This window comes from Paraburkholderia sp. J63 (assembly GCF_905220245.1).
In the GTDB taxonomy this organism is placed as follows: domain Bacteria; phylum Pseudomonadota; class Gammaproteobacteria; order Burkholderiales; family Burkholderiaceae; genus Paraburkholderia.
On record NZ_CAJMZF010000001.1, the window covers coordinates 445,029 to 471,364 of the forward strand.

A 26,336-nucleotide genomic window follows, 5' to 3' on the forward strand; every position below is an offset into this window, starting at 1 on the left:
ATCCAGGCTGATCTGCGCCGAGCCGAGCGCGCATGCGCGGGCCCGCCTCGTGGCGAGGTCCGCGCAAGCCGGGACGCCAACGCTTACGCTGCCAGCTTCAGCGCCTGGTCGAAGTCCGCAATCAGGTCGTCGATATCCTCGATGCCGGCGGACAGCCGCAGCATGCCGTCGGAGATCCCCATCGCCTTGCGCGTTTCCGCACCGGCTTCGAAAAAGATCGTCGGCGCGACGGGAATGATGAGCGTGCGCGTGTCGCCAAGGCCGGTCGCCTTGATCGGCAGCTTGAGCGCGTTGACAACATCGATCATGCGCTCCGCGTTGAGCAATTCGAACGACAGCAGCCACGACGCGCCTTTGAACAGCTTCTGCGCAAGCTCGTATTGAGGATGGCTCGTAAGGCCAGGGTAGAACACCTTGCCGATGGCCGCGTGCCCTTCGAGAAACTGCGCGAGGGCGAGCGCATTGTCGCTGCTTTGCTTCACGCGCAAGGCGAGCGTTTCCGCGCCCATCGCGATCGAGTGTGCCTGCTCGGACGACAAGGCCGCGCCCATGTCGCGCAGGCCCTTCTTGCGGATCTGCAGGAGCCCCTGTTCCTTTGCGGCCGAGCGCCGGTAGTCGTCGGCGATGTTCGGGTATGCGCTCCAGTCGAACAGGCCCGTATCGGTGACCGCGCCGCCCAGCGCGGCGCCGTGGCCCGCGATGGTCTTCGTCAGCGAGTTGATGACGAGGCTCGCGCCCACCGCCTTCGGCTTGAACAGGGCGGGCGAGGTGATCGTGTTGTCGACCACGTAGACGAGGCCGTGCTCCCGGCACACGTCGCCGATGCCTTGCAGGTCGGGAATCTGCGTGCCCGGATTCGCGATGGTTTCGACGAACACCATGCGCGTATTGGGCCGGATCGCGTTCTTGACGTTTTCGGCGTCGCCCGCATCGACGGTCGTGACTTCGACGCCGAGTGTGCGCAAGGTGCCGAACAGGCTGTTGGTGTTGCCGAACACGTAGCGGCTCGACACGAGGTGATCGCCCGCGCGCAGCAGCGTGAGGAAGGTGGCCGTGATCGCGGCCATGCCGGTGCCGAAGCAGATCGTGCCGGTGCCTTCTTCGAGCTGGGTGATCTTGCGCTCGAGCGCGGCGGTCGTGGGCGTGCCCTGGCGCGCGTAATTGAAGCCGCCTTTCCTGGTGCCCTGGAACACGCCGATCAGATCCTCGACGCGCTCGAATCCATATTGCACGGACGTATGAATCGGCTGGCGCACGCCGCCATGCTCGGTGCCCGTGATCCTGTCGCCGTGAACGATGTCTGTGGTAAAGCCTTGCTTGCCCATTCCTTCTCCGTTTCTCAAGTCGTCAAGTCGATTCAGCTCCGCTGATTATCGCCGGTAACCCGTGGGCCGTGTCGCGCATCAGCGTTCGAGCATGGAAAAAGCCAAACGGCAATGAATGAACAAAACTAATGGATGGATGAAATAATGCCATTTTTATTCATTGCCACATAGCCCTATCATCGCTTCCACTCTCGAACGTTTCAGCACTTTTCAAGGGATGGCAGCGCACATGGTCACTACGCACAATCTCGGCTTCCCGCGCATCGGCGCAAAACGCGAACTCAAGTTCGGCCTCGAACGCTACTGGAAGGGCGAGTCTTCGCGCGACGAACTGAAGGCGCTCGGCGCGCAACTGCGCGCACGCCACTGGGAAGACCAGAAGGGTCTCGATCTCGTGCCTGCGGGCGACTTTGCGTTCTACGACCAGGTGCTCGACATGAGCTTCACGCTCGGCAACTTGCCCGAGCGCGTGCAGGGCTTCCACGGCGACAAGCTCGACAACTACTTCCGCGTGGCGCGCGGCCGCTCGGCAGCGGGCGCGGAAGAGCACGCAGGCTGCTGCGGCAGTGTGGCCGCCGGCGAAATGACGAAGTGGTTCGACACGAACTACCACTACATCGTCCCTGAATTCACGGCCGATACGCAGTTCAACCTCGACACCTCGCGCCTGTCCGAGCAACTGCGCGAAGCGCGCGAGCTGGGCGTGAAGGCCAAGCCCGTGATCGTCGGGCCGCTCACGTACCTGTGGCTGGGCAAGGCCAAAGACGACTCCGACAAGCTCGCGCTGCTGCCGCGCATCATGCCCGTGTACCGCGCGCTGCTCGACTACTTCCGCGTGATGGACGTCGAGTGGGTGCAGATCGACGAGCCCGTGCTCGTGACCGAACTCGATCCCGCGTGGCGCGAAGCGTTCAAGACCGCATACGAGGGCTTTGAGGACCGCCGCGTCAAGCTGCTGCTCACGACGTACTTCGGCCAGCTCCAGGAGAACCTGGACCTCGCCTGCGGTCTGCCGGTCGACGGCCTGCACATCGACGCGATCAACGCCCGCGAAGAACTCGCGCTGGCCGCGCAGAAGCTGCCCGCGCAGAGCGTGCTCTCGGTGGGCGCGATCAACGGCCGCAACATCTGGAAGACCGACCTGAACGCCACGCTCGAATGGCTCGCGCCGCTGGCGCAGCAACTGGGCGATCGTCTGTGGCTCGCGCCCTCGTGCTCGCTGCTGCACGTGCCGGTCGATCTCGCGAGCGAGGAGAAGCTCGACGCCGAAATCCGTTCGTGGCTCGCGTTCGCGCTGCAAAAGCTCGACGAGCTCAAGGTGCTGGCCACGGCGCTCAACGAAGGCCGTGATAAGGTCGCCGACGCGCTCGCCGCCAACGCGGCCGCCATCGCGGCGCGCCGCAACTCGCCGCGCGTGAACAACCCGGCGGTGAAGGCCGCGATTGCCCGCATCGACGCGCAGCTCGGCAATCGCCAGCACGCCTACGCCGAGCGCGCCGCGAAGCAGGCCGCGCGCCTCAAGCTGCCCGCGTTCCCGACCACGACGATCGGCTCGTTCCCGCAGACCGCCGAAATCCGCCAGGCGCGCAGCCAGTTCAAGAGCGGCGCGCTCGACCATGCGGGCTACCAGGCCGCGATGCGCGCGGAAATCGAGCGCAGCGTGCGCGAACAGGAAAAGCTGGGCCTCGACGTGCTCGTGCACGGCGAAGCCGAGCGCAACGACATGGTCGAATACTTCGGCGAGCAGCTCGACGGCTACGCGTTCAGCCAGTTCGGCTGGGTGCAGTCGTATGGCTCGCGCTGCGTGAAGCCGCCGATTCTGTACGGCGACATCAGCCGCCCCAAGGCCATGACGGTCGAGTGGATCGCCTACGCGCAGTCGCTCACGAACAAGCCGATGAAGGGCATGCTCACGGGCCCGGTGACGATCCTCAACTGGTCGTTCGTGCGCGACGACCAGCCGCGTTCGGTCTCGTGCTACCAGCTCGCGCTGGCGATTCGCGAGGAGGTGCTCGACCTCGAAAAGGCCGGCGTGCGCGTGATCCAGATCGACGAGGCCGCGCTGCGCGAAGGTCTGCCGTTGCGCCGCGCGCAATGGGGCGAGTATCTGCGCTGGGCCGTGGAGTCGTTCCGCATCACGGCGAACGGCGTGGAGGACGAAACGCAGATCCACACCCACATGTGCTATTCGGAGTTCAACGACATCATCGCGTCGATCGCCGATATGGACGCGGACGTCATCACGATCGAGACCTCGCGCTCGGACATGGAGCTGCTCGACGCGTTCGACAACTTCAGGTATCCGAATGAAATCGGGCCGGGCGTGTACGACATTCACTCGCCGAACATCCCGACCGAGGCGCATATCGTGCAACTGATGCAGAAGGCCGCCGAGCGTATTCCGGCCGGTCGCCTGTGGGTGAACCCGGACTGCGGGCTGAAGACGCGCCAGTGGCAGGAAGTGATTCCCGCGCTGACCAACATGGTGGCCGCGGCCAGGGTGCTGCGCAGCCAGGTGCAGTAAGGTCCGAGAAAGCCCCGCATTTCATGCGCTAGAATGTCGGCAGCTCGTTTTGGCTGGACCTCGACATTGGACGAACTACCTGGCGATGTGGTTATCACCAGCGTTGAGCCTACCTGCGGAGCCGGAAAATACTGGGAGCACGTAGTGCTCTCGTTTGCTCGCGTCAAACAGGAATACATCGTACAAAGCAATATCGGCGGAAGTGCGGGAACCGTTACGGCCGCTTTCGATATCAAGGAAAACATCGACCGATAATGGCGAAGTTCAACTATTTCGCGCTAGGTATTAGTGCCGTGTTCGTAGTCATGACTGGCTTCTCTATCAATCGAGCGACTGACTATATCGCCTCCACGTTGGCAGCCGATGGCGTCGTGGTCGATATACCAATCGGCCCTCATCACCCGAGAGTCACGTTCACCGATTCAGGCGGGAACGTCATCAACTTTAACGCGAACGGCGATATCACACAAAACGTGGGTGATCACGTTCAGGTCCGATACCGGCAGGAAAACCCCGCGCGCAGTGCGCGACTGGACACATTCGGGAGTCTCTGGGGCACGACGCTATTCCTGCTGGCAATGGCGCTTGGTTTTGCCATCGCGGGATTCCGAAACCTTACATCTAGAGGATGGGGGCCAAAGACGTGATCAATCTCAGGAAGGAAAGTGACTGGCAGTTTTTCACGAGCGCGGGCGGTGCCGGTGGAGCGGGTTCTGTTCTTATTTCGTCGGGGATGTTCGTGCTCACGGACCCCGAAGGACACAATCATAAATTCCACTATGGCGGCGCTGGTGTCGGCTGGTCCTATCCGTTGTCGAAGCTGCTAAGTCGCCCGACTCTGGCACTGCCGAAACTGACGCTCCATGGCCACGAGATAGGTGCAACTTCGACCAGCGCCCGCACTTCATCTTCCTTGCTGACGGCGGCGCGAATGTATTCGACTTCACCGCCCAGTGCGCGGAGTTCTTCCGCCAGTGCGCGGCCGGCCTCGTCGCGGCGGCCCGAAACGACCACGCGTGCCTTGTCGCGCGCATAGGCGAGGGCGGTGGCGTGGCCGATGCCGGTCAGCGCGCCGGTGATCAATACGACTGGTTGGGTGTTCATGTTGCGGCTCCAGTGAGGGTCATCAGTTGGGCAGGACTTCTATCGAATCCACGCGGTCGGGATAGAACGCAAGGTGATTCCCGATTGCGGCCACGGCCGCGTGCGGCGTCTCGTAGGTCCATACGGCGTTCACGGCGCGCTCGCCGCCGGGCACGATCGAGTAATAGGCGCAGTCGCCCTTGTACGGGCACCAGGTTGAGTGATCGGTGCGCGCGAGCAGGCTCATGTCGGCGTCTTCGCGCGGCACGTAGATCACGGCGGGGTAGCTTGCTTCGCGCAGCGTCAGCGCCGCGCGCGTATCGGCGATCACGCGGCCGCCCGCCTTGACGACCACGCGCGAGCCGGTTGGCTCGATCGTGATCGGATGGTCGGGGCCGGGAATCTTGATGGTCTTCGTATTCATGGCAGTCATCCTTTTCGAAGGAAGGGGGTTATTCGGTTACGGTTTGCGCTTCTTCGTAGGTGCTGAAGTCGCTGTAATCGCGCTCGGTGCCGCCCCAGAACGCATCGCGACGGTAGGGCGTGAGCGGCTGCCCGTGGCGCAGGCGCTCGGGCAAGTCGGGGTTCGAGGAAAACCAGCGGCCGAAGGCCACGAGGTCCGCGTCGCCGCGCGCCAGGATCTGCTCGGCGCCGGCGCGGTCGAAGCCGCCTGCGGCGATGATCGGGCCGCTGAAGTGCCGGCGCAGGAACGACGCCGCCACCGGCGCCTCACCCTCCACGAGCGTTTCGGTTCCCATGACGCGCGGCTCGATCACGTGCAGATAAGCTAGACCATAAGCGTCGAGACGCTCGGCAAAGTAGCCAAACGTGGCTTGCGGATCGCTGTCCGAAATCGCGCCCCAGCGGCCGCTGGGCGAGACGCGCACGCCCACGCGGTCCGCGCCCCACACGGAGGCGAATGCGTCGACCACCTCCAGCGAGAAGCGGGCGCGCTTTTCGATGCTGCCGCCGTAGGCGTCGGTGCGCTTGTTGGTGCCGTCCTGCAGGAAGGTATCGGCGAGATAGCCATTCGCGTTGTGCAGTTCCACGCCGTCGAAGCCGGCCGCTTTCGCGCGCTCGGCCGCGCGGTGGAACGATTGCACCAGCGCGGGAATCTCGTGCAGCGCCAGCGCGCGGTGCGGCGAGTTCGGCACCCAGCCGTTCTGCGTGAACACCGTGGTTTCGTAGGGGACCACCGAGGGCGCGACCGGTGCGTTGCCCCAGCTCAGGTCCACATGCGACTGGCGGCCATCGTGCGCGATCTGCATGAAGATGCGGCCGCCTTTGGCGTGCACGGCTTGCGTGATCTTCTGCCAGGCCTCGACGTGCGCATCGGTATAGATGCCCGGCGCGCCGATATATCCGCGGCTGTCGTAGGATGGATGCGCGCTTTCGGTGATGAGCAGGCCGCCCGCCGAGGCGCGCTGGCGGTAGTAGTCGACCATCATCGCGCTGGGGCTGTCGTCGGGCGCGGAGCGCAGGCGCGTCATCGGCGCGAGCACGACGCGGTGAGCGAGTTGCAGCGGGCCCACTTGCACGGGCGAGAGCAGCTTGAGTTCGTTCGTATTCATTTCGGATGCCTGATTATTTGGCGAGGGGTTGTCCCGATGCCGGGGCGCTGGCTCAGAGCTTCGAGCCGCCGTCCACGCGCAGCGTGTCGCCGGTGATCCAGCGGGCGTCGTCGGAGGCGAGGAAGGCAATGGCGTCGGCGATATCGTCGGCGTTGGCCACGCGCTGGAGCGCCTGCAGGCCGAGCGTGAAATCGCGGCCGGCGTCGGTGCGCGCGAAGGCGGACATGTCGGTCGCCACGACGCCCGGCGCGACGGCGTTCACGCGAATGCCGCGCTCGCCCACCGCGGCGGCGAAATGCAGGACCAGCGTGTCGATGGCGCCCTTGGTGGCCGCATAGGCGCTGAGCTGTCCGACCGAGGCGTGCGCGGCCAGCGACGAGAGCAGCACGACGCTGCTGCCGACGCCGAGCACCGGCAGCAACTGCTGCACGAGGAAGTACGGCGCGCGCACGTTGACGGCGAAAAGCTCGTCGAAGTCGGCCACGGTGGTGTCCTGGATGCTCAGTTCCTTCGCGATGCCGGCGTTGGCGACCACGACGTCGAGGCGCTCGCCCACGATCTCGCGCACGCGTGCGGCGAGCGTATGCGGGCCGTCGGCGGCGCCCATGTGGGCTTGCACCTTGTCGGCGCGGCCACCGGCGGCGCGGATCGCCTCGACGACTTCGTCCGCGGCTGCCGCGCCCTGGTTGTAGTGGACCAGCACATAGGCGCCCTGTTGCGCGAGGGCCAGCGCGCTGGCGCGTCCGATGCCGCGCGATGCGCCGGTGACGAGGGCGGTCTTTCCGTTGAGCTTCGACATGATCGTTCTCCTGAGAACTTGGGAAGGGGGTGAAACGCTGCTGCTGGAAACTAATTTAGTGGCGAGAGAGGCGCGGGAAAAAGACTTTGTAAGTGGGTGGGCATGCCTGGAAAGCATGGCTTGTTGCCGCCGTTCCATGCGCCGCCCAGATGGGGCGCGCGAAGACGCAAAGGCCGCCATCCCTGCTGGGCATGGCGGCCTTTGATGGACCTGGGAACTGCGTGTACGGGTTACGAGGCGACGGTTTCCGGCACAGCCGGATAGTCGGTATAGCCGCGATGATCGCCGCCATAGAACGTGCTGCGGTCATACGCGTTGAGCGCCAGGCCGTGGCGGATGCGGTGCGGCAGGTCCGGATTGGCGATGAAGTGGCGTCCGAAGGCGACCAGGTCGGCGTCGCCGGCCTCGACGATGGCGGCTGCCGTTTCCGGCGTGAAGCCGCCGGCCGCGACGATCGGGCCATGGAAGTGCGCGCGAAGAGCTCGTGCGGCGACCGCATGTGCGCCCTCGGCCACTTCCTGGCCGCCCGCCACGCGCGGCTCGATCACGTGCAGCCACGCGAGGCCGAAGCCATTGAGTTCGCGCGCGGCGTGGGCGAAGGTGGCCGCCGGGTCGCTGTCCGCCATCCCGCCGAAGGTCCCGCCCGGCGCGATGCGCACGCCCACGCGCTCGCCGCCGAACACCGAGGCCGCCGCTGCGGTCACGTCGAGCAGGAAGCGCGCGCGGTTCTCGCGCGAGCCGCCATAGGCGTCGGTGCGCCGGTTCGAGCCGTCCTGGAGGAACTGGTCGACGAGGTAGCCGTTCGCGCCGTGAATCTCGACGCCGTCGAAGCCCGCCGTCTGCGCGCGTACAGCGGCGGCGCGGAATTCGTCGATGGCGATTTCGATGTCCTCCAGCGTCATTGCGCGCGGCGGCGTGGCGCTTTGCCAGCCGTCCTTCGTGTGCGCCCTGCCGTCGAACGCAATGGCCGAGGGTGCGAGCGGTGCGGCGCCGCCCGGTTGCAGGTCGCTGTGCGACTGGCGGCCCGAGTGATAGAGCTGGAGGAAAATGCGCGCGCCCTTCGCGTGCACGGCATTCGCCACGCGCTTCCAGCCGGCGATCTGCGTATCGGCATAGATGCCCGGTGCGCCCAGATAGCCGTTGCCGCGCACCGAGACGGGCGTCGCTTCGGCGATCAGCAAGCCGCCTTCGCTCGCGCGCTGCGCGTAATACTCGGCCATCAAGTTGCCCGGCACGTCGCCGGCTTCCGAGCGCATGCGCGTGAGCGGCGCGAGCGCGACGCGGTGCGAGAGGGTGTAGGGGCCAACCTTCACAGGGGTGAAAAGGGTCGTCATGACGGTTCTCCGTATATTGGTTCGTAATCCAGAATAATGAAAGAAGTTGTGCGTGCTACGATTTAAGATCAGGCGATCAGAGCCGCGAGCCGCCGTCGACGCGCAACGTGTCGCCGCTCACCCAGCGCGCCGCGTCGGAAGCGAGGAACGTGACGGCATCGGCAATGTCCTCGGGCTGCGCGATGCGCTTGAACGCCTGCATGCCCAGCGCCGTCGCGCGGCCCGTTTCGGTCTTCGTGAAGTTCGACATGTCGGTGGCCACCACGCCGGGGGCGATCGCGTTCACGCGGATGCCGCGCGGGCCGAGCGCCGCGGCGAAATGCGCGACGAGCGTATCGACCGCGCCCTTGCTGGCCGCGTAGGCCGAGATCGCACCCACGGCGCTGCGCGCGGCGAGCGAGGAAAGCAGCACGATGCTGCTGCCCTTGCACATCGTGGGCAGCAGTTGCTGGACGAGGAAATATGGGGCGCGCACGTTCACGGCGAAGAGGGCGTCGAAGTCTTCGACGCTCGTGTCTTCGAGCCGCGCCGACTTCGAGATGCCCGCGTTGGCGACGAGAATGTCGAGCCGGTCGCCCACGATCGCCCGCACGCGCCTGGCCAGTTGATGCGGGCCTTCGGCCTCGCGCAGGTTCGCGGCCACTTTCTGGGCCTTGCCGCCCGCTGCGCGAATCTCGGCGACAACGGCGTCCGCGGCATCCTCGGCGCTGCCATAGTGGACGAGCACCTGCGCGCCGGCGCGGGCGAGCGAGAGTGCGATGGCGCGGCCGATGCCGCGCGAGGCGCCCGTCACGAGCGCGGTCTTGCCGGTGAGCTGGGACATGTCGAATCTCCTGATCAATGGATTGAATGGGTTGAGCCATACCCGCGAGCGATGGCTCTCGGGCCGGACTGCGCAGGCGGCCGTTGCTTTCTTGCTGCCCCGCGCACTGCCATGAGCGCAACTCTAGAGCGCGCTTGCGCAGCGGAAAAAGACTTTGTAGGCTTGCCGGCATACCTGCGAGGCATGGCCTCGGACGGAGGGAGCGATGGAATTGCGGCATCTGCGGTATTTCGTGGCCGTGGCCGAAACCGGCAGCCTGACGGTGGCCGCGGAGCAGCGGCTTTTCACGTCGCAGCCTTCGCTGAGCCGCCAGATCCGCGATCTGGAGGACCAGGTGGGCGTCGAGTTGTTCAGCCGCAGCGCCCGCGGCGTGGAGTTGACCGCGGCGGGCAAGGCGTTTCTCGATCACGCGCGGCTTGCGCTCGCCCAGGTCGACGCCGCCGCCGAGGCCGCGCGTCGCGCGGCGCTACCCGCGCGCAAGGTGTTCGCGCTCGGCTTTCTCACGGGCCAGGAAATGACCTGGCTGCCGCGCGCGATGAACGTGCTGCGCGAGGAATTGCCCAATGTCGATGTGACGGTGTCGAGCTATTACTCGCCCGACGTGGCGGACGCGCTCGCGCGCGGCAAGCTCGATCTCGGCTTCCTGCGCGCCGAGCCCGGCTTCGACCTCGAATACCGCGTGGTCAACCGTGAGCGGCTCGTTGTGCTGATGCCCAGCGATCACCGGCTCGCGGCGAAAGCCGCGATTCGCCCGCAAGACATCGCGGGCGAGCCGTTCGTGATGGCGTCCAACAAGGCGCGCGTGCTGCACGAGGTAATCGTGGGCTATCTGCGGGCGCACCGCGTGGAGGTGAGCACCGAGCACGACGTGGACAATCTCGCGATGGCCATGTCGCTCGTGGCGTCCACGCGCGGCCTCGCGCTCATGCCCGAGTATGCGAACAATCTGCTGCCGTGGTCGGTCGTGAGCCGGCCGCTGGAAGGCGAGGCGCCCACGGTCGATCTCGTGGTGGGGTATCACCGCGCCAACACCTCGCCTACCTTGCAGCTATTTCTCTCGCGGCTCGACGAACTCGCTGCCGAGCCGCAAAGCTAAATGAGCTGATACGCGCGAAAGGTGGCATGCACGATCGAAACCAGCTCTCTTTTGATCAAGACCTGGCCGCCGCCTGAGTAATCGTCGATCAAGTCATACGCTTCCTTGTATGACCTAAGTAAATATTCAGGGGACACGATATCTCTTAGCGGCGCCACGCTGCGCAATATGCTGTTTATTCGCCCGATATGCGCTCTTTCAGGTAAGAGCACGCATAATTGATCGTCTCTGGACGGGGCCAGGTGCTTGATATGAAGGCGCCCGAGATCGTGTTCCTCGACTATATGGTGCGCTTGCCAGCCCTGGTGCCAGGCATTGCCGTTTGCCGCGCCATCGCGCGCCCGATAGTGTTCGAGATCCGCGTAAGTTCCAATGAGTTGCTGGCCCATCGTCAGGTACACGGGCGATCCTTTGGCCTGACCGTACAATTCGAATTTCACTTCAGCACGGTCAAGCCATTCCGAAGCGGTTAACTTCATATTTGCCTCTCTGCCGCGAGAAAATGAGTGACTAAATATTTATTCGGCGCCACCTACTTGTGAGTTATAGACAAAAAAACGCGCCCCGTAACCAGCCATGCCGGCTACGGGGCGCGTTGCAGTGTGGTACGTAAAACGCGTTAGTTCTGCTCGACCATCTCTCGGTTTTCATCGGCCGATGCCGTGGGGCCGTTGAGCTTGCTGCACAGCCACCAGCCCAGCGTCATCACCGCGATCCAGCCAATGCCCACGAACAGCGCGATGCGCGTGTCCTGCTCGTAGCCCAGAATGCCGATCACGAACAGCATGAACGCGATGGCAATAGCGGGGCCGACGGGCCACAGCGGCACCTTGAACTTCAGCGCGCGCACTTCGTCCTTGGACAGACGCCGGCGCATGGCCACCTGCGAAAGCAGGATCATCAACCAGACCCAGACCGTGGCGAAGGTCGCGATCGACGCGATGATCAGGAAGATCTGGTCCGGAATCAGGTAGTTGAGCAGCACGCCGCCGAGCAGCGCCACGCCCATCACGAGCACCGTCACCCAGGGCGCGCCCGCGCGCGACGTGGTCGTGAAGATGCGCGGCGCCTGGCCTTGCGCGGCCATGCCGTACATCATGCGGCACGCGCCGAAGATGTCACTATTGATCGCCGAAACCGCCGCCGAAATCACGACCACGTTCAGGATCGTCGCCGCGGACTTGATGCCGAGTCCCGTGAAAATCTGCACGAACGGGCTGCCCTGGCCGTCGATCTTGCTCCACGGGAACACGGCCATCAGCACGACCATCGTGAGCACGTAGAACAGCAGGATACGCACGGGCACGGCGTTGATCGCACGCGGCAGCACCTCTTCGGGATTCTTCGCCTCGCCGCTCGTGATGCCGATGATCTCGATCCCGCCATACGCGAACATCACCACCGCGAGCGAGGCGATGAGGCCGCCCATGCCGTGCGGTGCGAAGCCGCCATGGGTCCAGAGATTCGCGAGCCCATGCGCCTGCTCGCCATTCATGCTGATGCCGAGCACGATGATGGCGGCGCCGCCGATGATCATCGCGCCGATGGCTAGGATCTTCGCGAGGGCAAGCCAGAACTCCATTTCGCCGAAGATCTTCACGTTGCACAGATTGAGCCCGCAGATCAGCAGCACGATCGCCAGCACCCAGATCCACTGCGGCACATGCGGAAACCAGAAGGCCATGTAGATGCCGAAGGCCGTGACGTCGGCGAGGCCGACGATGATCATTTCGAGGATATAGGTCCAGCCGGTGAGAAAGCCGGCGAGCGGGCCGAGATAATCGCCGGCATAGCGGCTGAACGAGCCCGAGATCGGATTGCGCACGGACATCTCGCCCAATGCGCGCATGACCATGTAGACGGCCGCGCCACCGAGGATATACGCGAGGATGACTGCGGGGCCGGCCAACTGGATCGCGGAAGCCGATCCGTAGAAGAGACCGGTGCCGATGGCGGAGCCGATCGCGAGGAAGCGGATATGGCGGGCTCCGAGATTACGCTGCAGATTTTCCAAGTTGTCTCTTTCCTTGAGCGGGCCGGCAGGCATGGCTCGCGCCGACGTGGCTAGGGTCGGCGTGGCTCACAGCGGCCCGCTTCGTCTTCTCTTGCATGCGGCCCTGAGCGTTGCCGCGCGATACGCGGCAACGCCGAGGGCCGTTGATACGGAGCGCGAACCTTTACAGGCTCGGCAGAACGGCGGCCGGCAGCAGCGCGTTTAGATGGCGCCGGGCGATCAGCGCGCTCGCTTCTTCGATGTCGGGCGCGAAGAAGCGGTCCTTCTCATAGAACGGCACGACCTGGCGCAGGATATGGCGGGCCGTTTCCAGCGCGTCGGTGGTCTTCAGGCCTTCGCGGAAGTCCAGGCCCTGGCATGCGCCCAGCCACTCGATCGCGAGAATGCCCTTCACGTTATCGGCCATTTCCCAGAGGCGGCGGCCTGCGTTGGGCGCCATCGAGACGTGGTCTTCCTGGTTCGCCGAGGTGGGCAGGCTGTCCACGCTGGCGGGGTGCGCGAGCGCCTTGTTGTCCGAGGCCAGCGCCGCGGCCGTCACCTGCGCGATCATGAAGCCCGAGTTCACGCCGCCGTTCGCCACGAGGAACGCGGGCAGCTTGGACATGTGCTTGTCCATCATCAGCGAGATGCGGCGTTCGCTGAGCGAGCCGATTTCCGCAATCGCGAGCGCGAGATTGTCGGCCGCCATCGCCACGGGTTCGGCGTGGAAGTTGCCGCCCGAGATCACGTCGCCTTCCTCGGGGAACACGAGCGGGTTATCGGAGACGGCGTTCGATTCCACTTCGAGCACGTCGGCGGCGTTGCGGATCTGCGTGAGGCAGGCGCCCATGACCTGCGGCTGGCAGCGCAGCGAATAGGGGTCCTGAACTTTCTCGCAGTTCGCATGCGATGCGCCCACCTGGCTCGATTCGCCGAGCAGATGGCGATACACCGCGGCGGCGTCGATCTGGCCGCGCTGGCCGCGCGCGGCGTGAACGCGCGGATCGAAGGGCGCGCGCGAGCCGAGCAGGGCTTCCACGCTCAGTGCGCCGCACACGCTCGCGGCGGCGTAGAGGTCTTCGGCATGGAACAGGCCCTTGAGCGCGTAGGCGGTCGAGGCTTGCGTGCCGTTCAGGAGTGCCAGGCCTTCCTTGGCGGCGAGGCTGAGCGGCTCGAGGCCGGCGATCTTGAGCGCTTCGGTGGCCGGCATCCAGCGGCCGTCGTGACGTGCCTTGCCTTCGCCGAGCAGCACGAGCGACATGTGCGCGAGCGGCGCGAGGTCGCCCGAGGCGCCCACCGAGCCCTTCACCGGAATGTGCGGATACACCTCGGCGTTCACGAGCGCGATCAGCGCGTTAATGACCGAGCGGCGGATGCCCGAGATCCCGCGCGCGAGGCTGTTGATCTTGAGCACCATGATGAGGCGCACGAGCGCGTCGTCGAGCGCTTCGCCCACGCCCGCGGCGTGCGAGAGCACCAGCGAGCGCTGGAGGTTTTCGAGGTCTTCGCGCGCGATGCGCGTTGAAGCGAGCAGACCGAAGCCGGTGTTAATGCCATAGGCCGTGCGGTCTTCCGCGATGATCTGCTCGACGCAGGCCACGCTACGGTCGATCGCTGCGTGGGAGCTCGTGTCGAGCGTGAGCCGCACGGGGTTCTGGTAGACGCTGCGAAGTTGCGAGAGCGTGAGCGTTCCGGGGGTGATGCACAGCTCCGTAACCCGATGATTGTCCTGGCGATGCGAAGTCACGGACTTCCTCCACTGAAAGAAATTGAAAGCTAAGACGGTCTGGGATTGCCGCCACAGTTGGAGCATATTGTATAGACAACTTGGCAGATATCAGGGTTTACGCAAAGGCGCCTTAAATGGAACTAGTGGGCGCTTTCAGTGGTCCGCGTGGGGCGGGGCTTCGGCGGAAGTTGTCTATTCAAGATGGAGGCGTGCGTGACGCGTTGGCGTGGTTGCTGATAGGCAAACGCCGTCACACGGAGGCGTGAATGGGAGCGCGGGAAGACTGGTGAATCGGCAGGGAAGAGGGCCGGATCGCTTCGGCCTGGTGCCGCGCGGGTCACGGCCTCTGGTGGGTGGCTTGGGGCGGCAATTGGCCGGTCATCGCGGCTGCCGCCCCAAAAAGCCCGCGGACGCGGGCTCGTGCCGTTGTGCTTGTCTCTATCGTTCCCGCTACGCGCGCACGAACGCGAGGAGATCGGCGTTGAGGACCTCGGCATTGACCGTCAACATCCCGTGCGAAAAGCCGGGGTAGGTCTTCAGCGTGCCGTTCTTCAGCAGCTTGATCGACTTTAGCGCCGCATCGGCGATCGGCACGATCTGGTCGTCTTCGCCATGCAGCACGAGCGTGGGGACCGTGATCGTCCGGAGATCTTCCGTTTGATCCGTTTCCGAGAACGCCTTGATGCCTTCGTAATGCGCCTTCGCGCTGCCCATCATGCCCTGGCGCCACCAGTTCTGGATCACGCCTTGATGGATTGCCGCGCCGGGACGGTTGAAGCCGTAGAACGGGCCGGCCGGAACGTCGACGAAGAACTGCGCGCGATTGTCGGCCAGCGCCTTGCGAAAGCCGTCGAAGACTTCGATTGGGAGTCCTTCGGGATTGCCTTCGGTCTTGAGCATGAGCGGCGGGACGGCGCTGACCAGCACGGCTTTGGCCACGCGTCCGGCGGGCTGGCCATGCCTGGCCACATAACGGGCCACCTCGCCGCCGCCCGTCGAATGGCCGATATGCACGGCGTTGCGCAGGTCTAGTGCCTCGACAACGGCAAACGCATCGGCGGCGTAATGGTCCATGTCGTGCCCATCCGAGACCTGCGCCGAGCGGCCATGGCCGCGCCGGTCGTGCGCGACGACGCGGTAGCCGTGCTGGACGAAAAAGAGCAGTTGCGCATCCCAGTCGTCGGACGATAGCGGCCAACCGTGATGGAAGACGATGGGCTGCGCGTCCCTGGGACCCCAGTCCTTGTAGAAAATCTCGACGTTGTCCTTCGTCATAACGTACGGCATGGTCATGCTCCTTTGACGTTATCGGCACAGGCAATGGCCGGTCAACATGATCCGGCGCCCATGTGACAGAAAGAAGTTCGCGCTTCGGCGCAGCATCGCCGAAGGCGAACGATATAAACCGGGCGGAAATCGATGGTTTCGACGGCACAGGACGCGCCGTCAAAACCATCGTAGCAGTTCAGAAAAGCCAGGGTGCCGAAGCTACCCACTGGCGCGATTCGTTTGCAATCCTCGTGCAGGCGCTGCCGCGCCATCGCGCGATCGCGGCATCGTTGCCCGATTCGTCAACAGTGCGTCGCAAACTGAGGGCTTGCGTCTTTTAACTACGACTCATAGAATCCGAGTTATGCGTTGCGCAGGTGCGGCGCGGATTCCCTTGACCGGAGACTGCGGCGCGCGCCACGCAAGGCGCGAGCGCCATCGGCTCCACGTATCCATTCACTGAAGAGGCAACATGTCGAAGCGTATTCTTGTCATTGGGGCCGGCTTTGCCGGCATGTGGAGCGCATTGAGCGCGGCGCGTCTGCTCGACGAGCAGGGGCGAACGGACGTGGAGATCACGCTCGTCGCGCCCGATCCGCATCTGCACGTGCGTCCGCGTTTGTATGAAGAAGGCCCCGCGAACTTCCGCGCACCGCTCACGGAGATTTTCGCCGCCACGGACGTGAAGTTCATTCAGGGCACGGTCGAGCGCATTCACGTGGAGCGCCGCGCCGTGGACGTGGCGGGCGCGGACGGCCAGGCCTCCACGCTCGGCTACGACCGCCTCGTGCTGGCGACGGGCAGCCGGCTGTTCCGCCCGTCGATTCCGGGGCTGGCCGAGCATACGTTCAGCGTGGACCAGACCGACGAGGCGGTCGAGCTCGAAGCGCACATCGGCGCGCTCGCGAGCCTGCCGGACTCGCCCGCGCGCAACACGGTCGTGGTGGCGGGCGGCGGGTTCACGGGCATCGAGACGGCGGCGGAAATGCCGGCGCGTTTGCGCGCGGCGCTGGGCGCGAACGCAAAGGTGAAGGTGGTCATCGTCGAGCGCAGCGATGCGATCGGCCCCGATCTGGGCGCGGGCCCGCGTCCTGTGATTGAAGAGGCGCTGCGTTCGCTGGACGTGACCTGGAAGCTCGGCGCCGGCGTGGCTTCAGTGGATGCGGGCGGCGTCACCACGGCGGACGGCGAGCGCATCGAATCGAGCACGGTGATCTGGACGGCCGGCCTGCGCGCGAGCTCGCTGACCGCGCAGATTCCGGGCCGCCTCGACGCCACCGGGCGTCTTTACGTCGATCGCAATCTCGCGGTGGAGGGCGTGCCCGGCGTCTACGCGACGGGCGACGTCGCGCGCGCAGCCACCGACGACGAAGGCAATCACACGATGATGTCGTGCCAGCACGCGATGAACCTGGGCCGCTCGGCGGGTCACAACGCGGCGGCCGATCTGCTCGGCCTTGAGCCGATTCCCTATAGCCAGCCGAAGTACGTGACGTGTCTGGATCTCGGCCAGTGGGGCGCGGTTTATACCGAAGGATGGGAGCGCGAAGTGAAGCTGCAGGGCGTGGAGGCGAAGAAGCTCAAGCATCAGATCAACTCCGAATGGATCTATCCGCCTCGTGCAGACCGTGCTGAGGCACTGGCCGCCGCGGACCCGCTTCGTATCGTGGTTGCCTGATTCTTTCGGACTGCTGTGTAACTAGATGAACGCGGAGACCTCGCTGGAGGTCTCCGCGTTTCTTCGCATCAGGACGATGCGCGGTCACTGACCCCGGCGATTGGCGGCGCGCTCGGTGAACCAGTTGACCACGCGATGCGGGTAGCTGGCCGGCGCTTTCGCATAGGCGCGGCTCGCGAGATCGGCGAGCGAATGTTGCTTGAGCTCCGCGCGCATGGCGCGCTCGGCGCCCTGCATCACGGCGTGAATCGAGCAGGTGCCGCGCGTGGCCCACGCGGGCGGCTCGTCTTCGAAAACCGCACATTGGCCGCGCACTTCGCGGCAGTCGAACAGGTGCTTGTCGCCGTCGATGGCGTCCACGACGTCGAGCACGGAGATGTCACGCGCGGGTTTGGCGAGCCGGAAGCCGCCGCGGATGCCTTCGGTCGATTCGACAATGCCGGCTTTGGCAAGGCGCGTGAAGAGCTTGGCGGCATAGTCGACCGGTACGCCCTGCATTTCGGCGAGATCGCGGACGCTCGCTTCGCGCACGCCCGCCGGCGTGCCCGCGAGATAGAGCAGGCAATGGAGCCCGTATTCGACGCCTGTACTGATGTGTGACATGGGTTTTACGACGACTTCGTGTATCGGAGTTGATAGCGTAGCGCAGTGCGGCGCCGAAGTCATCCGCGACGTTATTCGCGACGTTGTCCACAAAGTCGTCATCGCCCGCGCGCGCAACCGTGCTTCCAGCGCGCGCGGGCTTGCCAAGGCTTATTGCTTCGTGCCCACGGTCTGCAGCGGCACCCACTTGCCGCCCACGACCTTGTACACCGTGACGCCGCCATACTTGAGGTCGCCGTACTGGTCGTACGAGAGCTCGGTGGTGGTCACGCCCTTCATGTTGGTGGCCTTCAGCGCCGTGAGGAACACGTGCGGATCGGTCGAGTTCGCCGTCTTCATCGCGTTGAACACGGCCATCGTGCCGTCATAGGCATACGGCGCGTACAGTTCCACCGGATGATTGAACCGCTTCATATAGTGATCGGCAAAGGCCTTGCCGCCCGGCATCTTGTCGAGCGGGCTGCCTTCCGATGCGGCCAGCGTGCCTTCGGCCGCTTCGCCCGCAATCTTGATCAGGTTGTCGGACTGGACCATGTCCGGGCCGATCAGCGTCGACTTGATCGCGAGCGAGCGCATCTGCTTCAGCATCGGCGCGGCCTGGGTGTCGGCGCCGCCGTAGAACACCGCATCCACATTCGCGGCCTTGATCTTCGTGAGAATCGAGCGGAAGTCCACGGCCTTGTCGGTCGTATATTCCTGATCGACCACGGTGGCGCCCGCCGCCTTCGCGGCCTTGGTGAACTCCTCGGCCACGCCTTGGCCATAAGCGGTGCGGTCGTCCACGATCGCGAGGCGCTTGAACTTGAGGCCCTTCACGGCGTAGTCGCCGAGCACACTGCCCAGTTGCGTGTCCGACGTGAGCAGGCGGAACGTGGTGGGCAGGCCGAGGCGCGTATAGGTGGGGGCCGTGGCCATGGCGATTTCGGGGATGCCGGCCTTGGCGTAGATCGGCGCGGCCGGGATGCTCGTGCCCGAGTTGTAGTGGCCGATCACGGCGGCCACGCCGTCGTCCACGAGCTTTTGCGCGACCGTCGTGCCGGTGCGCGGGTCGGCCTGGTCGTCCTGCCCGTCAAGCACGAAGTGCACAGGCTTGCCGCCGATGACCGGGTTGGTGGCGTTCATGTCGTCGATCGCGAGCTCCACGCCGCTGCGAAAATCGGCGCCGTAGTGGGCCTGGCCGCCCGTGAGCGGCGCGGCAAAGCCGATCTTCACTTCGACCGGCGACGCTGCAAACGAGCAGGGCGCGCCTGCCAGGGTAAAGCCCAGGACGCATGCGGCGGATATGACTGTGCGATGCAATTGCATTGTTGTTGTGCTCCTCGATGATGGCTCGTGCTGGCGCCCGCACGCGTGCACCCTTGGGGGCCTGCGGGCACGGGTCTCCTCGCGTCCCGGTTTTCGGTCGGCTGCGAGCAATATACGAATGGTGACGTTGCCGGGTCTTGTGGAAAATAAACAGTGCCGATGCAGAAATCGGCATAGTCGCGAGGTTCGCGCATACGCGCCTGGGTGGCTTGTTCCGCTGATTGTTGCCAGCGGCGGCCAGCCCATGCGGTTTCTGGAATGATCTGCATACCGAAGCATCTGAACGACGCGGCGAAGCGACCGGACGAGACCTGAGCAAGCGGATCGCCGCCGTCTTTTCCGCGGCGCACGAGGATTTCGAGCATGGCTTCACGAACAGCGGCCATCCGGTGGCGGCGCCCCGGCGGTGGCGCTGCCGCCCGCTTCCACCCCTGCCACGCTTTCCACCATGACACGGCCTCCCGCATGAATTGGGGAAACTCCTGAACCGGATGCATGAACGGGACAGATTTAACAAAGTTAGAATGAAGTCTCTAGATTTGCCAGCACGTCGGCGTGACGGCGGCAGGGCTTCCTGCCGGCCGTAAAGCCGACCATTGGCCGCTGTGGCAACGGCCAGGTTGTTGGTGCGAAACGGGAGACGATGCGTGAATGTTCCTGATAGACAATCATTTGCCACCCCGCCGGAATCCCGCGCGGCCACCCGGCTCGCGTTGACCGGTCTCGCTGCGTCCGCAGCGGCCATGCCCTTGCAGGGACGACGACGCGCGTCCCGAGAGCGTGGCCTGTCACCCAGATAGCCCACATCCGTCGCGCCTCGCGGCGCTCCATCGACAGTGCTGACATGCAGCCGCTGCTGCTGCATGCGCACGCCTGTTCTGTTTTTGGCTTTCCCGATGGGAGGAGTGACATGCTGAGTCCCCACGAGCTTGCTACGTTGATGCTGGTGAAGAATGCGCCCGACCGGATCGAGCCGGACCGGATGGAGCTGGGCGCGCTTCGCGAGCTGGAGCTCATTGATATCGGGTCGCCGGAATCGGGCGCCGCGCTTGCGCGCGTGACGCCGCGCGGTGACGCGCTGTTGAGGGCGGTGTCTCGCGTGCGTTAGGTGAGGCAGGTGTGCATCAGGTGCGTGTCGGGAGTGTGTCATGCATCTAACGATAAGGATCACGAAGCATAAAAACAACGAGGATCGATCGTGAGCTACGATTTTGCAGAGAAGGATCTGGCGCACATTCATCATGTTCTCAGCCATCTGGAGCAGTCGGCTGTGAGCGCACGCACGCGTGAAACCGGGCCGATGGCCAGCCTTGATTATTGGCAGGCCAGAGTCCGGGCGATTCTGGCCATGCCTACGTTGAGCGCGCATGCGCAGAAGCAGGCTAAAGAACTGTTGGGGCGCCTGGAGCGGCTGAAGGATTCGCGGCGGTGTGCGGCGAGTCGGTGAAATCAACGCACTCACGCCCCACACGCATGAATCAAAAACTGCTGAAGCGCCGCCGCGGGGCCGCTCATTTGCGCGTCTTTCTGCCAGATCATGCCGGCCTCCATATGCGGAATCGCGTCGAGCACGGGCCGCGCCTCGATGCGCTTGCCTTCGAGCGACCACGGCCGGAACACCATGTCCGAGAGCACCGTCACGCCGAATCCATGCGCGACGAGCCCGCGTAACGCTTCCATCGACGAAGTACGAAACGCGATATTCGGCTTGGCGCTTTTCTTCTTCCAGTAGCGCAGCGTCGACTGCTCGGCCTCATCCACGGTAATCAGAATGTAGGGATGCGCGGCGATGTCCTTGAGCGAGGGTGCGTCGATGCGCGCGAGCGGATGCGTGGGCGCGACCCACAATTGCCGTCGCGAACGATTGAGCACTTGGCTGCCGAAGCGGCTCAGGCGGTCGACGTTCGAGAGCAGCACCACGCCGATCTCCACGTCGCCGTTCAGGACCGCTTTTTCGATCTCGGGGCGCTCGCGGTCTTGCAGGTCGAAATCCACAAATGGGTAAGTCGCGCGAAAGCGCGCGAGCAATTCGGGCAGGAAATAGCCGAGCAGCGTATAGGTCGCGGCAATGCGCACGGTTCCGCGCATGTCGTGCGCCCGGAACGGCGGCTTGTGCACCGCATCACGCGCGGCGTCCAGCACGCGGCGGGCGTGGTTATAAAAATCCTGACCGTCCGGCGTGAGCACGACGCCATGGGGCAGGCGCTCGAACAGGCGCGTGCCCAGCCCGCTTTCGAGCGCGAGCACGGCGTTGGTGATCGCCGATTGCGAAACGTGCTCGTTGGCCGCCGCCATCGAGAACTGGCCCGTTTGCGCCGCCGCGACGAAGTAGCGCAACTGCCGCAGAGTGAGATCGAATGCCATCTGTTTTTCGCATATCAGGTTTGCCTATTTGTGATTTTACGATAGGAATCTGGCTTTCTATACTCGCCGGAAAACGATCATCAGCGGAGACACATCCCCATGAATGCGCGCGACCCTGTTGCACAGGACGTAACGATCGATTCGCCGGCCATCCCGGTTTCGCTCGACGACAAGTACACGCTCGAACGCGGGCGGGTTTACATCAGTGGCACCCAGGCGCTGGTGCGCTTGCCGATGCTTCAGCAGGCGCGTGACCGTAAGGCGGGCCTGAACACAGCCGGTTTCATTTCCGGCTATCGCGGCTCTCCGCTGGGCGCGCTCGACCAGTCGCTGTGGAAAGCCAAAAAGCATCTGCAGGAACACGACATCGTCTTTCAGCCGGGCGTGAACGAGGATCTGGCCGCGACCGCCGTCTGGGGCTCGCAGCAGGTCAACCTGTGGCCCGGCGCCACGCGCGACGGCGTCTTCGGCATGTGGTACGGCAAGGGGCCCGGCGTCGACCGCACGGGCGATGTGTTCAAGCACGCGAACTCGGCGGGCAGCGCCGCTCATGGCGGCGTGCTCGTGCTCGCGGGCGACGATCACGCAGCCAAGTCGTCCACGGTCGCGCATCAGTCCGAGCATGCGTTCATCGCGGCCGGCATTCCCGTGCTCTATCCCTCCAATGTGCAGGAATATATCGACTACGGTCTGCACGGCTGGGCCATGAGCCGCTACTCGGGCCTCTGGGTGGCCATGAAGTGCGTGACCGACGTGATCGAATCCACGGCGTCGATCGACCTCGATCCGGAGCGCGTGGAGATCGTCACGCCGGACGACTATGCGATGCCCGCGGGCGGCCTCAATATCCGCTGGCCCGATACGCCGCTCGTGCAGGAAGCCCGCTTGCTGGACGAGAAGTGGTATGCGGCGCTCGCCTATGTGCGTGCGAACAAGTTGAATCGTGTGGTTATCGATTCGCCGGCGCCGCGCTTCGGCATCATGACTGCGGGCAAGGCCTATCTCGACGTGCGCCAGGCGCTCAGCGACCTCGGTCTCGACGACGCAACCTGCGCGCAGATCGGCTTGCGCGTCATGAAGGTGGGTTGCGTGTGGCCGCTCGATGCACAGGACGCGCGCGCATTCGCGACCGGTCTCGAAGAGATTCTCGTGGTCGAGGAAAAGCGCCAGATCCTCGAATACGCGCTGAAGGAAGAGCTATACAACTGGCGCGAGGACGTGCGCCCGAAGATCTACGGCAAGTTCGACGAGCGCGACAACGAAGGCGGCGAATGGTCGGTGCCGCGCGGCAACTGGCTCTTGCCCGCGCACTACGAGCTGTCGCCCGCGCTCATCGCCAAGGCTATCGCGCGGCGGCTCGCGCGCGCGGACCTGCCCGAGGACGTGCGCGCCCGCATGCTCGCGCGCGTCGCGATCATCGAGGCGAAGGAGCGCGAGGCGGCGAAGCCCCAGGTGAGCGTCGAGCGCAAGCCGTGGTTCTGCTCGGGCTGCCCGCACAATACCTCGACCAACGTGCCCGAAGGCTCGCGCGCGCTCGCGGGCATCGGCTGCCACTATATGTCGATCTGGATGGACCGCAAGACCGAGACCTTCAGCCAGATGGGCGGCGAAGGCGTGACGTGGATCGGGCAGATGCACTTCGCCGGCGACAAGCACGTGTTCGCCAATCTCGGCGACGGCACCTATTTTCATTCTGGACTGCTTGCCATTCGCGCGGCCATCGCGGCGAATGCCAACATCACCTACAAGATTCTCTATAACGACGCCGTCGCCATGACGGGCGGCCAGCCTATCGACGGCGTTCTGACCGTGCCGCAGATCGTGCATCAGGTCCATGCCGAGGGCGCGAAGCGTATCGTGATCGTCACGGACCAGCCGGAGAAATACGATGCGCGCGTCGTGCTTCCCGCGGACGTCAAGGTTCATCACCGCGACGAGCTGGATGCCGTGCAGCGCATGCTGCGCGAGGTGCCCGGCACGACCGTGCTGATCTACGACCAGACCTGCGCGACCGAGAAGCGCCGCCGCCGCAAGCGTGGCACCTATCCCGATCCGGCACGCCGCGCCTTCATCAACGACGCGGTCTGCGAAGGCTGCGGCGACTGCTCGGTGCAATCGAACTGCCTGTCTGTCGAGCCGCTCGACACGCCGCTCGGCACCAAGCGCAAGATCAACCAGTCGTCGTGCAACAAGGACTTCTCGTGCGTGAAGGGCTTTTGCCCGAGCTTCGTGACGGCCGAAGGCGCGCAACTGCGCAAGCCGCAGGCCGCGCGTAGCGCTGCCGCACCCGATTTCGACGCGCTGCCGGCGCCCACGCTGCCCGCGCTCGCACGGCCCTACGGCATTCTCGTCACGGGTGTGGGCGGCACGGGCGTCGTGACCATCGGCGGTCTGATCGGCATGGCCGCGCATATCGAGCGCAAGGGCGTGACTGTGCTCGACATGGCGGGTCTCGCGCAGAAGGGCGGCGCCGTGCTCAGCCACGTGCAGATCGCTTCGGCGCCCAGCGCGCTCCATGCGACGCGCATCGCCACGGGCGAAGCGCGCCTCGTGATCGGTTGCGACGTGGTGGTGACGGCCTCGAACGACGTGCTCTCGCGCACGCAGCATGGCGTGACGGTGGCAGCGGTCAACAGCGGCGCGACGCCTACCGCCGATTTCGTACGGAATCCGAAATGGTCGTTTCCTGGCGCGCAAACTGAAGCGGGCCTGCGCGACAGCATCGGCGAGGGATGTGCGTTCATCGACGCCAACGCGCTCGCGCTGACGCTGCTCGGCGACACCCTCTACAGCAATCCGCTGCTGCTGGGCTATGCCTGGCAGAAGGGCTGGCTGCCGCTGGAGCTCACGAGCCTGCTGCGCGCGATCGAGCTCAACGGCGTGGCGGTCGAGAAGAATCGCCTGGCGTTCAACTGGGGGCGTCATGTGGCCCATCACGGCGATGCGGCTATTCAGGCGCAAGCGAAGCCCGCGCCGCAGGCGATCGTGGTGCGCATGCCCGAGTCGCTCGACACGGTGATCGCCTCGCGCGAAGCCTTGTTGACGGCGTATCAGAACGCGGCTTATGCAAAGCGTTATCGCGACGTGATCGAGCGGATTCGCGCGAAGGAAACGCAAGCCAACGCAAATGCGAAGCTGCCGCTCACGCGTGCGGTAGCGGTGAATCTCGCGAAGCTCATGGCCTACAAGGACGAATACGAGGTTGCGCGTCTCTATGCCGATCCCGCCTACCTCGCGAAGCTGCGCGAGCAGTTCGAGGGCGAGCCGGGCCGCGATTACAAGCTCAGCTTCTACCTCGCGCCGCCGTTGCTCGCGAAACGCGATGAACAGGGACGCATGCAGAAGCGGCGCTTCGGCCCGTGGGTGCTGCCGGCGCTGCGTGCGCTGGCCCGCATGAAGGGGCTGCGCGGCACGGCGCTGGACGTGTTCGGCCGCACGGCGGAGCGGCGCGGCGAGCGGCAACTGATTGCCGATTACATCGCGCTCGTCGACGAATTCTGCGCGACGCTCGACGCCGAACGCCTGGCCGTGGCGCTCAAGCTTGCGGGCATCCCCGACGACATTCGCGGTTTTGGGCATGTGAAGGAGAACAATATCCGTGCCGCCGCGAGCAAGCGCGAGCAATGGCTTCGTGAGTATCGGAATCCGGTGCGCATGGCGGTTAGTGCTTGAGTACCCAGGTAAACACGCATAAGCCGTGCGACTTCCCTCTCGCCGCAAGACGTTCCGCCGGCGAGAGGGGCAGACTGAAGATCCCTGTGTCAACAGCCGCATTCGCGACGCGCACTGTCGCGTCGACGAACGACGTCCAGATTGCTTCCCGCCCAGCAACCAAACAAGCCACGTTGTTGCGCACGCAGCAATCCGCGTGAGCGCGGTGTCGCGCGATGCACACCGTTAGCCCGCAAAGCGCCGCCACACGGTCCATCGCTGACCAATCCCCATTGGCATACTTGATGCTAATTCATGCTGGCCGCAACGGGCGTGCGTCGAACCACGTGCCCGCTGCGCGCAACATTGCGTGCTCACATCACAGAGGAAATGACATGTCACCAACACCGACGCAGGAAAGCGGCGAGCTCGTCGCGTTCGTCGAGCGCGTTACGCGCGAATTCGCGCAGGCCGCGCGCGTGCTCAAGGAAAGCGGCACCCTCTCGGCGACCAACACCTTCCAGGCATTCCAGCGCGTGCCGGGCAAGGACTGGGTCGTGGCGGTGTCGGCGCCGTCGCCGTGGGCGCCGGTGCAGGACGTCGAAGCCGTGGTCGCGACCTTCGACGGCAAGGTGGTGCATGGCCACGAGCGTGCGGGCGGCCATGGCCAGCGTTATGCGCAGGTGTTCCGCGAAGCGCCGCAGGTGGACGTGGTGATCCACGTTCACGCGCCCTGGCTCGGCGCGTGGGCGAGCGCGCATCGCACGCTGCCGATCCGCTATGCGCCCGCGCAGCGCTTCACGCGTGCGCGCGAGATTCCGCTTTATGTCGACCGGCGCCCCGGCGAGCCGCGCTTCATTCTCGATACCCTCCAGCGCGATCCCGATGTGCCCGCGATTCTCGAAGCCAATGGCGGCGCCACGTTCTGGGGCAAGCGCATTCTCGAGATTTCGAAATACATTCTGATTCTCGAGGAAGGCGCTTATTTTCAGGGCCTCGCGGAGCCGCTTGGTGGCGCGAAGGAGTTTGGCCCGGGCGCCCTCGAGCAGCAATGGAAGATGACGGGTCTCGCCTGAGCGCGAGCCGGGCCGGCCGGCGCGACCGCAATCCGGCTCTCAATATACTGATAGCTCGATGAATTGGTTTCATCGGCGAGACGGTATTGCTATTGTCGGGGCTTCCATCGTTC

The 26,336-nt window shown here is 64.9% G+C and carries 23 protein-coding genes and 1 pseudogene; 10 read left to right on the top strand and 14 right to left on the bottom strand.

The window, feature by feature from the left end:
• Positions 1-83 precede the first annotated feature (83 nt).
• The gene (locus U5775_RS01975) at positions 84-1,325 is read right to left on the bottom strand and encodes a cystathionine gamma-synthase family protein (RefSeq protein ID WP_322056437.1); all 1,242 of its coding nucleotides are present in this window, start codon (positions 1,323-1,325) and stop codon (positions 84-86) included.
• Between the two features lie 229 nt (positions 1,326-1,554).
• On the opposite strand from U5775_RS01975, the gene metE reads away from it, so the two are divergent.
• Genes metE through U5775_RS01990 form a run of 3 tightly spaced genes read left to right on the top strand, consistent with a single transcriptional unit; the run spans position 1,555 to position 4,496 of the window.
• Positions 1,555-3,849, top strand: coding sequence for a 5-methyltetrahydropteroyltriglutamate--homocysteine S-methyltransferase (gene metE, locus U5775_RS01980; RefSeq protein WP_322056438.1), 2,295 nt, complete (start codon positions 1,555-1,557; stop codon positions 3,847-3,849).
• Between the two features lie 33 nt (positions 3,850-3,882).
• A complete protein-coding gene (locus U5775_RS01985) occupies positions 3,883-4,104 on the top strand; it encodes a hypothetical protein (protein WP_322056439.1) in 222 nt (73 codons plus the stop codon).
• Positions 4,104-4,496, top strand: a complete 393-nt coding sequence (locus U5775_RS01990) for a DUF3592 domain-containing protein (protein ID WP_322056440.1) — start codon at positions 4,104-4,106, stop codon at positions 4,494-4,496. The genes U5775_RS01985 and U5775_RS01990 overlap by 1 nt, the downstream gene beginning before the upstream one ends.
• 232 nt (positions 4,497-4,728) lie before the next feature.
• Here the strand turns inward: U5775_RS01990 and U5775_RS01995 are convergent.
• The 6 genes and pseudogenes from U5775_RS01995 to U5775_RS02020 form a co-directional block, all read right to left on the bottom strand.
• Positions 4,729-4,953 (bottom strand): annotated as a pseudogene (locus U5775_RS01995) (SDR family NAD(P)-dependent oxidoreductase); the annotation flags it as partial.
• A gap of 22 nt (positions 4,954-4,975) precedes the next feature.
• Entirely contained in the window at positions 4,976-5,356 is a 381-nt protein-coding gene (locus U5775_RS02000) for a DUF427 domain-containing protein (protein WP_322056442.1), read from the bottom strand.
• A gap of 28 nt (positions 5,357-5,384) precedes the next feature.
• Complete coding sequence (locus U5775_RS02005) at positions 5,385-6,503, bottom strand: alkene reductase (protein ID WP_322056443.1); 1,119 nt, start codon at positions 6,501-6,503, stop codon at positions 5,385-5,387.
• A gap of 52 nt (positions 6,504-6,555) precedes the next feature.
• Positions 6,556-7,302 (bottom strand): SDR family NAD(P)-dependent oxidoreductase, encoded by a 747-nt coding sequence (locus U5775_RS02010; protein ID WP_322056444.1) that lies wholly within the window; start codon positions 7,300-7,302, stop codon positions 6,556-6,558.
• 230 nt (positions 7,303-7,532) lie between these two features.
• A complete protein-coding gene (locus U5775_RS02015; RefSeq protein WP_322056445.1) occupies positions 7,533-8,636 on the bottom strand; it encodes an alkene reductase in 1,104 nt (367 codons plus the stop codon).
• A 76-nt stretch (positions 8,637-8,712) separates the two neighbouring features.
• Positions 8,713-9,459 (bottom strand): glucose 1-dehydrogenase, encoded by a 747-nt coding sequence (locus tag U5775_RS02020; protein WP_322056446.1) that lies wholly within the window; start codon positions 9,457-9,459, stop codon positions 8,713-8,715.
• 205 nt (positions 9,460-9,664) lie between these two features.
• On the opposite strand from U5775_RS02020, the gene U5775_RS02025 reads away from it, so the two are divergent.
• Positions 9,665-10,555, top strand: coding sequence for a LysR family transcriptional regulator (locus tag U5775_RS02025; RefSeq protein WP_322056447.1), 891 nt, complete (start codon positions 9,665-9,667; stop codon positions 10,553-10,555).
• Here U5775_RS02025 and U5775_RS02030 read toward each other — a convergent pair.
• The 4 genes from U5775_RS02030 to U5775_RS02045 form a co-directional block, all read right to left on the bottom strand.
• On the bottom strand, positions 10,552-11,034 hold the full coding sequence (locus U5775_RS02030; protein ID WP_322056448.1) for a hypothetical protein: 483 nt from the start codon (positions 11,032-11,034) through the stop codon (positions 10,552-10,554). The genes U5775_RS02025 and U5775_RS02030 overlap by 4 nt on opposite strands.
• A gap of 140 nt (positions 11,035-11,174) precedes the next feature.
• Complete coding sequence (locus U5775_RS02035) at positions 11,175-12,569, bottom strand: amino acid permease (RefSeq protein WP_322056449.1); 1,395 nt, start codon at positions 12,567-12,569, stop codon at positions 11,175-11,177.
• A gap of 163 nt (positions 12,570-12,732) precedes the next feature.
• Positions 12,733-14,295, bottom strand: a complete 1,563-nt coding sequence (hutH, locus tag U5775_RS02040) for a histidine ammonia-lyase (protein ID WP_322056450.1) — start codon at positions 14,293-14,295, stop codon at positions 12,733-12,735.
• Positions 14,296-14,727: 432 nt separating this feature from the next.
• Complete coding sequence (locus tag U5775_RS02045) at positions 14,728-15,564, bottom strand: alpha/beta hydrolase (RefSeq protein WP_322056451.1); 837 nt, start codon at positions 15,562-15,564, stop codon at positions 14,728-14,730.
• Positions 15,565-15,626: 62 nt separating this feature from the next.
• Between U5775_RS02045 and U5775_RS02050 the strand changes: the two genes are divergently transcribed.
• Positions 15,627-15,887: a hypothetical protein gene (locus U5775_RS02050; RefSeq protein ID WP_322056452.1), complete on the top strand. Its 261-nt coding sequence runs from the start codon at positions 15,627-15,629 to the stop codon at positions 15,885-15,887.
• Positions 15,888-16,018: 131 nt separating this feature from the next.
• Positions 16,019-17,224 carry an NAD(P)/FAD-dependent oxidoreductase gene (locus U5775_RS02055; protein ID WP_322056453.1) on the top strand — a complete coding sequence of 402 codons (1,206 nt, stop codon included), beginning with the start codon at positions 16,019-16,021 and terminating at the stop codon, positions 17,222-17,224.
• A gap of 84 nt (positions 17,225-17,308) precedes the next feature.
• Here U5775_RS02055 and U5775_RS02060 read toward each other — a convergent pair whose 3' ends face one another.
• Both U5775_RS02060 and U5775_RS02065 read right to left on the bottom strand, forming a co-directional pair.
• Positions 17,309-17,827, bottom strand: coding sequence for an Rrf2 family transcriptional regulator (locus U5775_RS02060; RefSeq protein WP_322056454.1), 519 nt, complete (start codon positions 17,825-17,827; stop codon positions 17,309-17,311).
• Between the two features lie 150 nt (positions 17,828-17,977).
• Complete coding sequence (locus tag U5775_RS02065) at positions 17,978-19,132, bottom strand: branched-chain amino acid ABC transporter substrate-binding protein (RefSeq protein WP_322056455.1); 1,155 nt, start codon at positions 19,130-19,132, stop codon at positions 17,978-17,980.
• 844 nt (positions 19,133-19,976) lie between these two features.
• Here U5775_RS02065 and U5775_RS02070 point away from each other — a divergent pair.
• Together U5775_RS02070 and U5775_RS02075 are read left to right on the top strand one after the other, a co-directional pair.
• Positions 19,977-20,240 carry a hypothetical protein gene (locus tag U5775_RS02070; RefSeq protein ID WP_322056456.1) on the top strand — a complete coding sequence of 88 codons (264 nt, stop codon included), beginning with the start codon at positions 19,977-19,979 and terminating at the stop codon, positions 20,238-20,240.
• Between the two features lie 90 nt (positions 20,241-20,330).
• Positions 20,331-20,579, top strand: coding sequence for a hypothetical protein (locus U5775_RS02075; RefSeq protein WP_322056457.1), 249 nt, complete (start codon positions 20,331-20,333; stop codon positions 20,577-20,579).
• Positions 20,580-20,590: 11 nt separating this feature from the next.
• Here U5775_RS02075 and U5775_RS02080 read toward each other — a convergent pair whose 3' ends face one another.
• On the bottom strand, positions 20,591-21,496 hold the full coding sequence (locus tag U5775_RS02080; RefSeq protein WP_322056458.1) for a LysR family transcriptional regulator: 906 nt from the start codon (positions 21,494-21,496) through the stop codon (positions 20,591-20,593).
• Positions 21,497-21,595: 99 nt separating this feature from the next.
• Here U5775_RS02080 and U5775_RS02085 point away from each other — a divergent pair, with 99 nt between their 5' ends.
• Together U5775_RS02085 and U5775_RS02090 are read left to right on the top strand one after the other, a co-directional pair.
• Positions 21,596-25,168 carry an indolepyruvate ferredoxin oxidoreductase family protein gene (locus U5775_RS02085; protein WP_322056459.1) on the top strand — a complete coding sequence of 1,191 codons (3,573 nt, stop codon included), beginning with the start codon at positions 21,596-21,598 and terminating at the stop codon, positions 25,166-25,168.
• A gap of 374 nt (positions 25,169-25,542) precedes the next feature.
• Positions 25,543-26,223 carry a class II aldolase/adducin family protein gene (locus U5775_RS02090; protein WP_322056460.1) on the top strand — a complete coding sequence of 227 codons (681 nt, stop codon included), beginning with the start codon at positions 25,543-25,545 and terminating at the stop codon, positions 26,221-26,223.
• Positions 26,224-26,336 lie beyond the last annotated feature (113 nt).

Bases quoted from the DNA above. Each gene is read 5' to 3' on its own strand.
- U5775_RS01990 (WP_322056440.1), top strand. From the start codon at position 4,104: ATGGCGAAGTTCAACTATTTCGCGCTAGGTATTAGTGCCGTGTTCGTA.
- U5775_RS02090 (WP_322056460.1), top strand. From the start codon at position 25,543: ATGTCACCAACACCGACGCAGGAAAGCGGCGAGCTCGTCGCGTTCGTC.
- U5775_RS02085 (WP_322056459.1), top strand. From the start codon at position 21,596: ATGAATGCGCGCGACCCTGTTGCACAGGACGTAACGATCGATTCGCCG.
- U5775_RS02025 (WP_322056447.1), top strand. From the start codon at position 9,665: ATGGAATTGCGGCATCTGCGGTATTTCGTGGCCGTGGCCGAAACCGGC.
- U5775_RS02000 (WP_322056442.1), bottom strand. From the start codon at position 5,356: ATGAATACGAAGACCATCAAGATTCCCGGCCCCGACCATCCGATCACG.
- U5775_RS02055 (WP_322056453.1), top strand. From the start codon at position 16,019: ATGTCGAAGCGTATTCTTGTCATTGGGGCCGGCTTTGCCGGCATGTGG.
- U5775_RS02060 (WP_322056454.1), bottom strand. From the start codon at position 17,827: ATGTCACACATCAGTACAGGCGTCGAATACGGGCTCCATTGCCTGCTC.
- U5775_RS02010 (WP_322056444.1), bottom strand. From the start codon at position 7,302: ATGTCGAAGCTCAACGGAAAGACCGCCCTCGTCACCGGCGCATCGCGC.
- U5775_RS02005 (WP_322056443.1), bottom strand. From the start codon at position 6,503: ATGAATACGAACGAACTCAAGCTGCTCTCGCCCGTGCAAGTGGGCCCG.
- metE (WP_322056438.1), top strand. From the start codon at position 1,555: ATGGTCACTACGCACAATCTCGGCTTCCCGCGCATCGGCGCAAAACGC.
- U5775_RS01985 (WP_322056439.1), top strand. From the start codon at position 3,883: ATGTCGGCAGCTCGTTTTGGCTGGACCTCGACATTGGACGAACTACCT.
- U5775_RS02020 (WP_322056446.1), bottom strand. From the start codon at position 9,459: ATGTCCCAGCTCACCGGCAAGACCGCGCTCGTGACGGGCGCCTCGCGC.
- U5775_RS02015 (WP_322056445.1), bottom strand. From the start codon at position 8,636: ATGACGACCCTTTTCACCCCTGTGAAGGTTGGCCCCTACACCCTCTCG.
- U5775_RS02065 (WP_322056455.1), bottom strand. From the start codon at position 19,132: ATGCAATTGCATCGCACAGTCATATCCGCCGCATGCGTCCTGGGCTTT.
- U5775_RS01975 (WP_322056437.1), bottom strand. From the start codon at position 1,325: ATGGGCAAGCAAGGCTTTACCACAGACATCGTTCACGGCGACAGGATC.
- U5775_RS02070 (WP_322056456.1), top strand. From the start codon at position 19,977: ATGCAGCCGCTGCTGCTGCATGCGCACGCCTGTTCTGTTTTTGGCTTT.
- U5775_RS02045 (WP_322056451.1), bottom strand. From the start codon at position 15,564: ATGCCGTACGTTATGACGAAGGACAACGTCGAGATTTTCTACAAGGAC.
- U5775_RS02030 (WP_322056448.1), bottom strand. From the start codon at position 11,034: ATGAAGTTAACCGCTTCGGAATGGCTTGACCGTGCTGAAGTGAAATTC.
- U5775_RS02080 (WP_322056458.1), bottom strand. From the start codon at position 21,496: ATGGCATTCGATCTCACTCTGCGGCAGTTGCGCTACTTCGTCGCGGCG.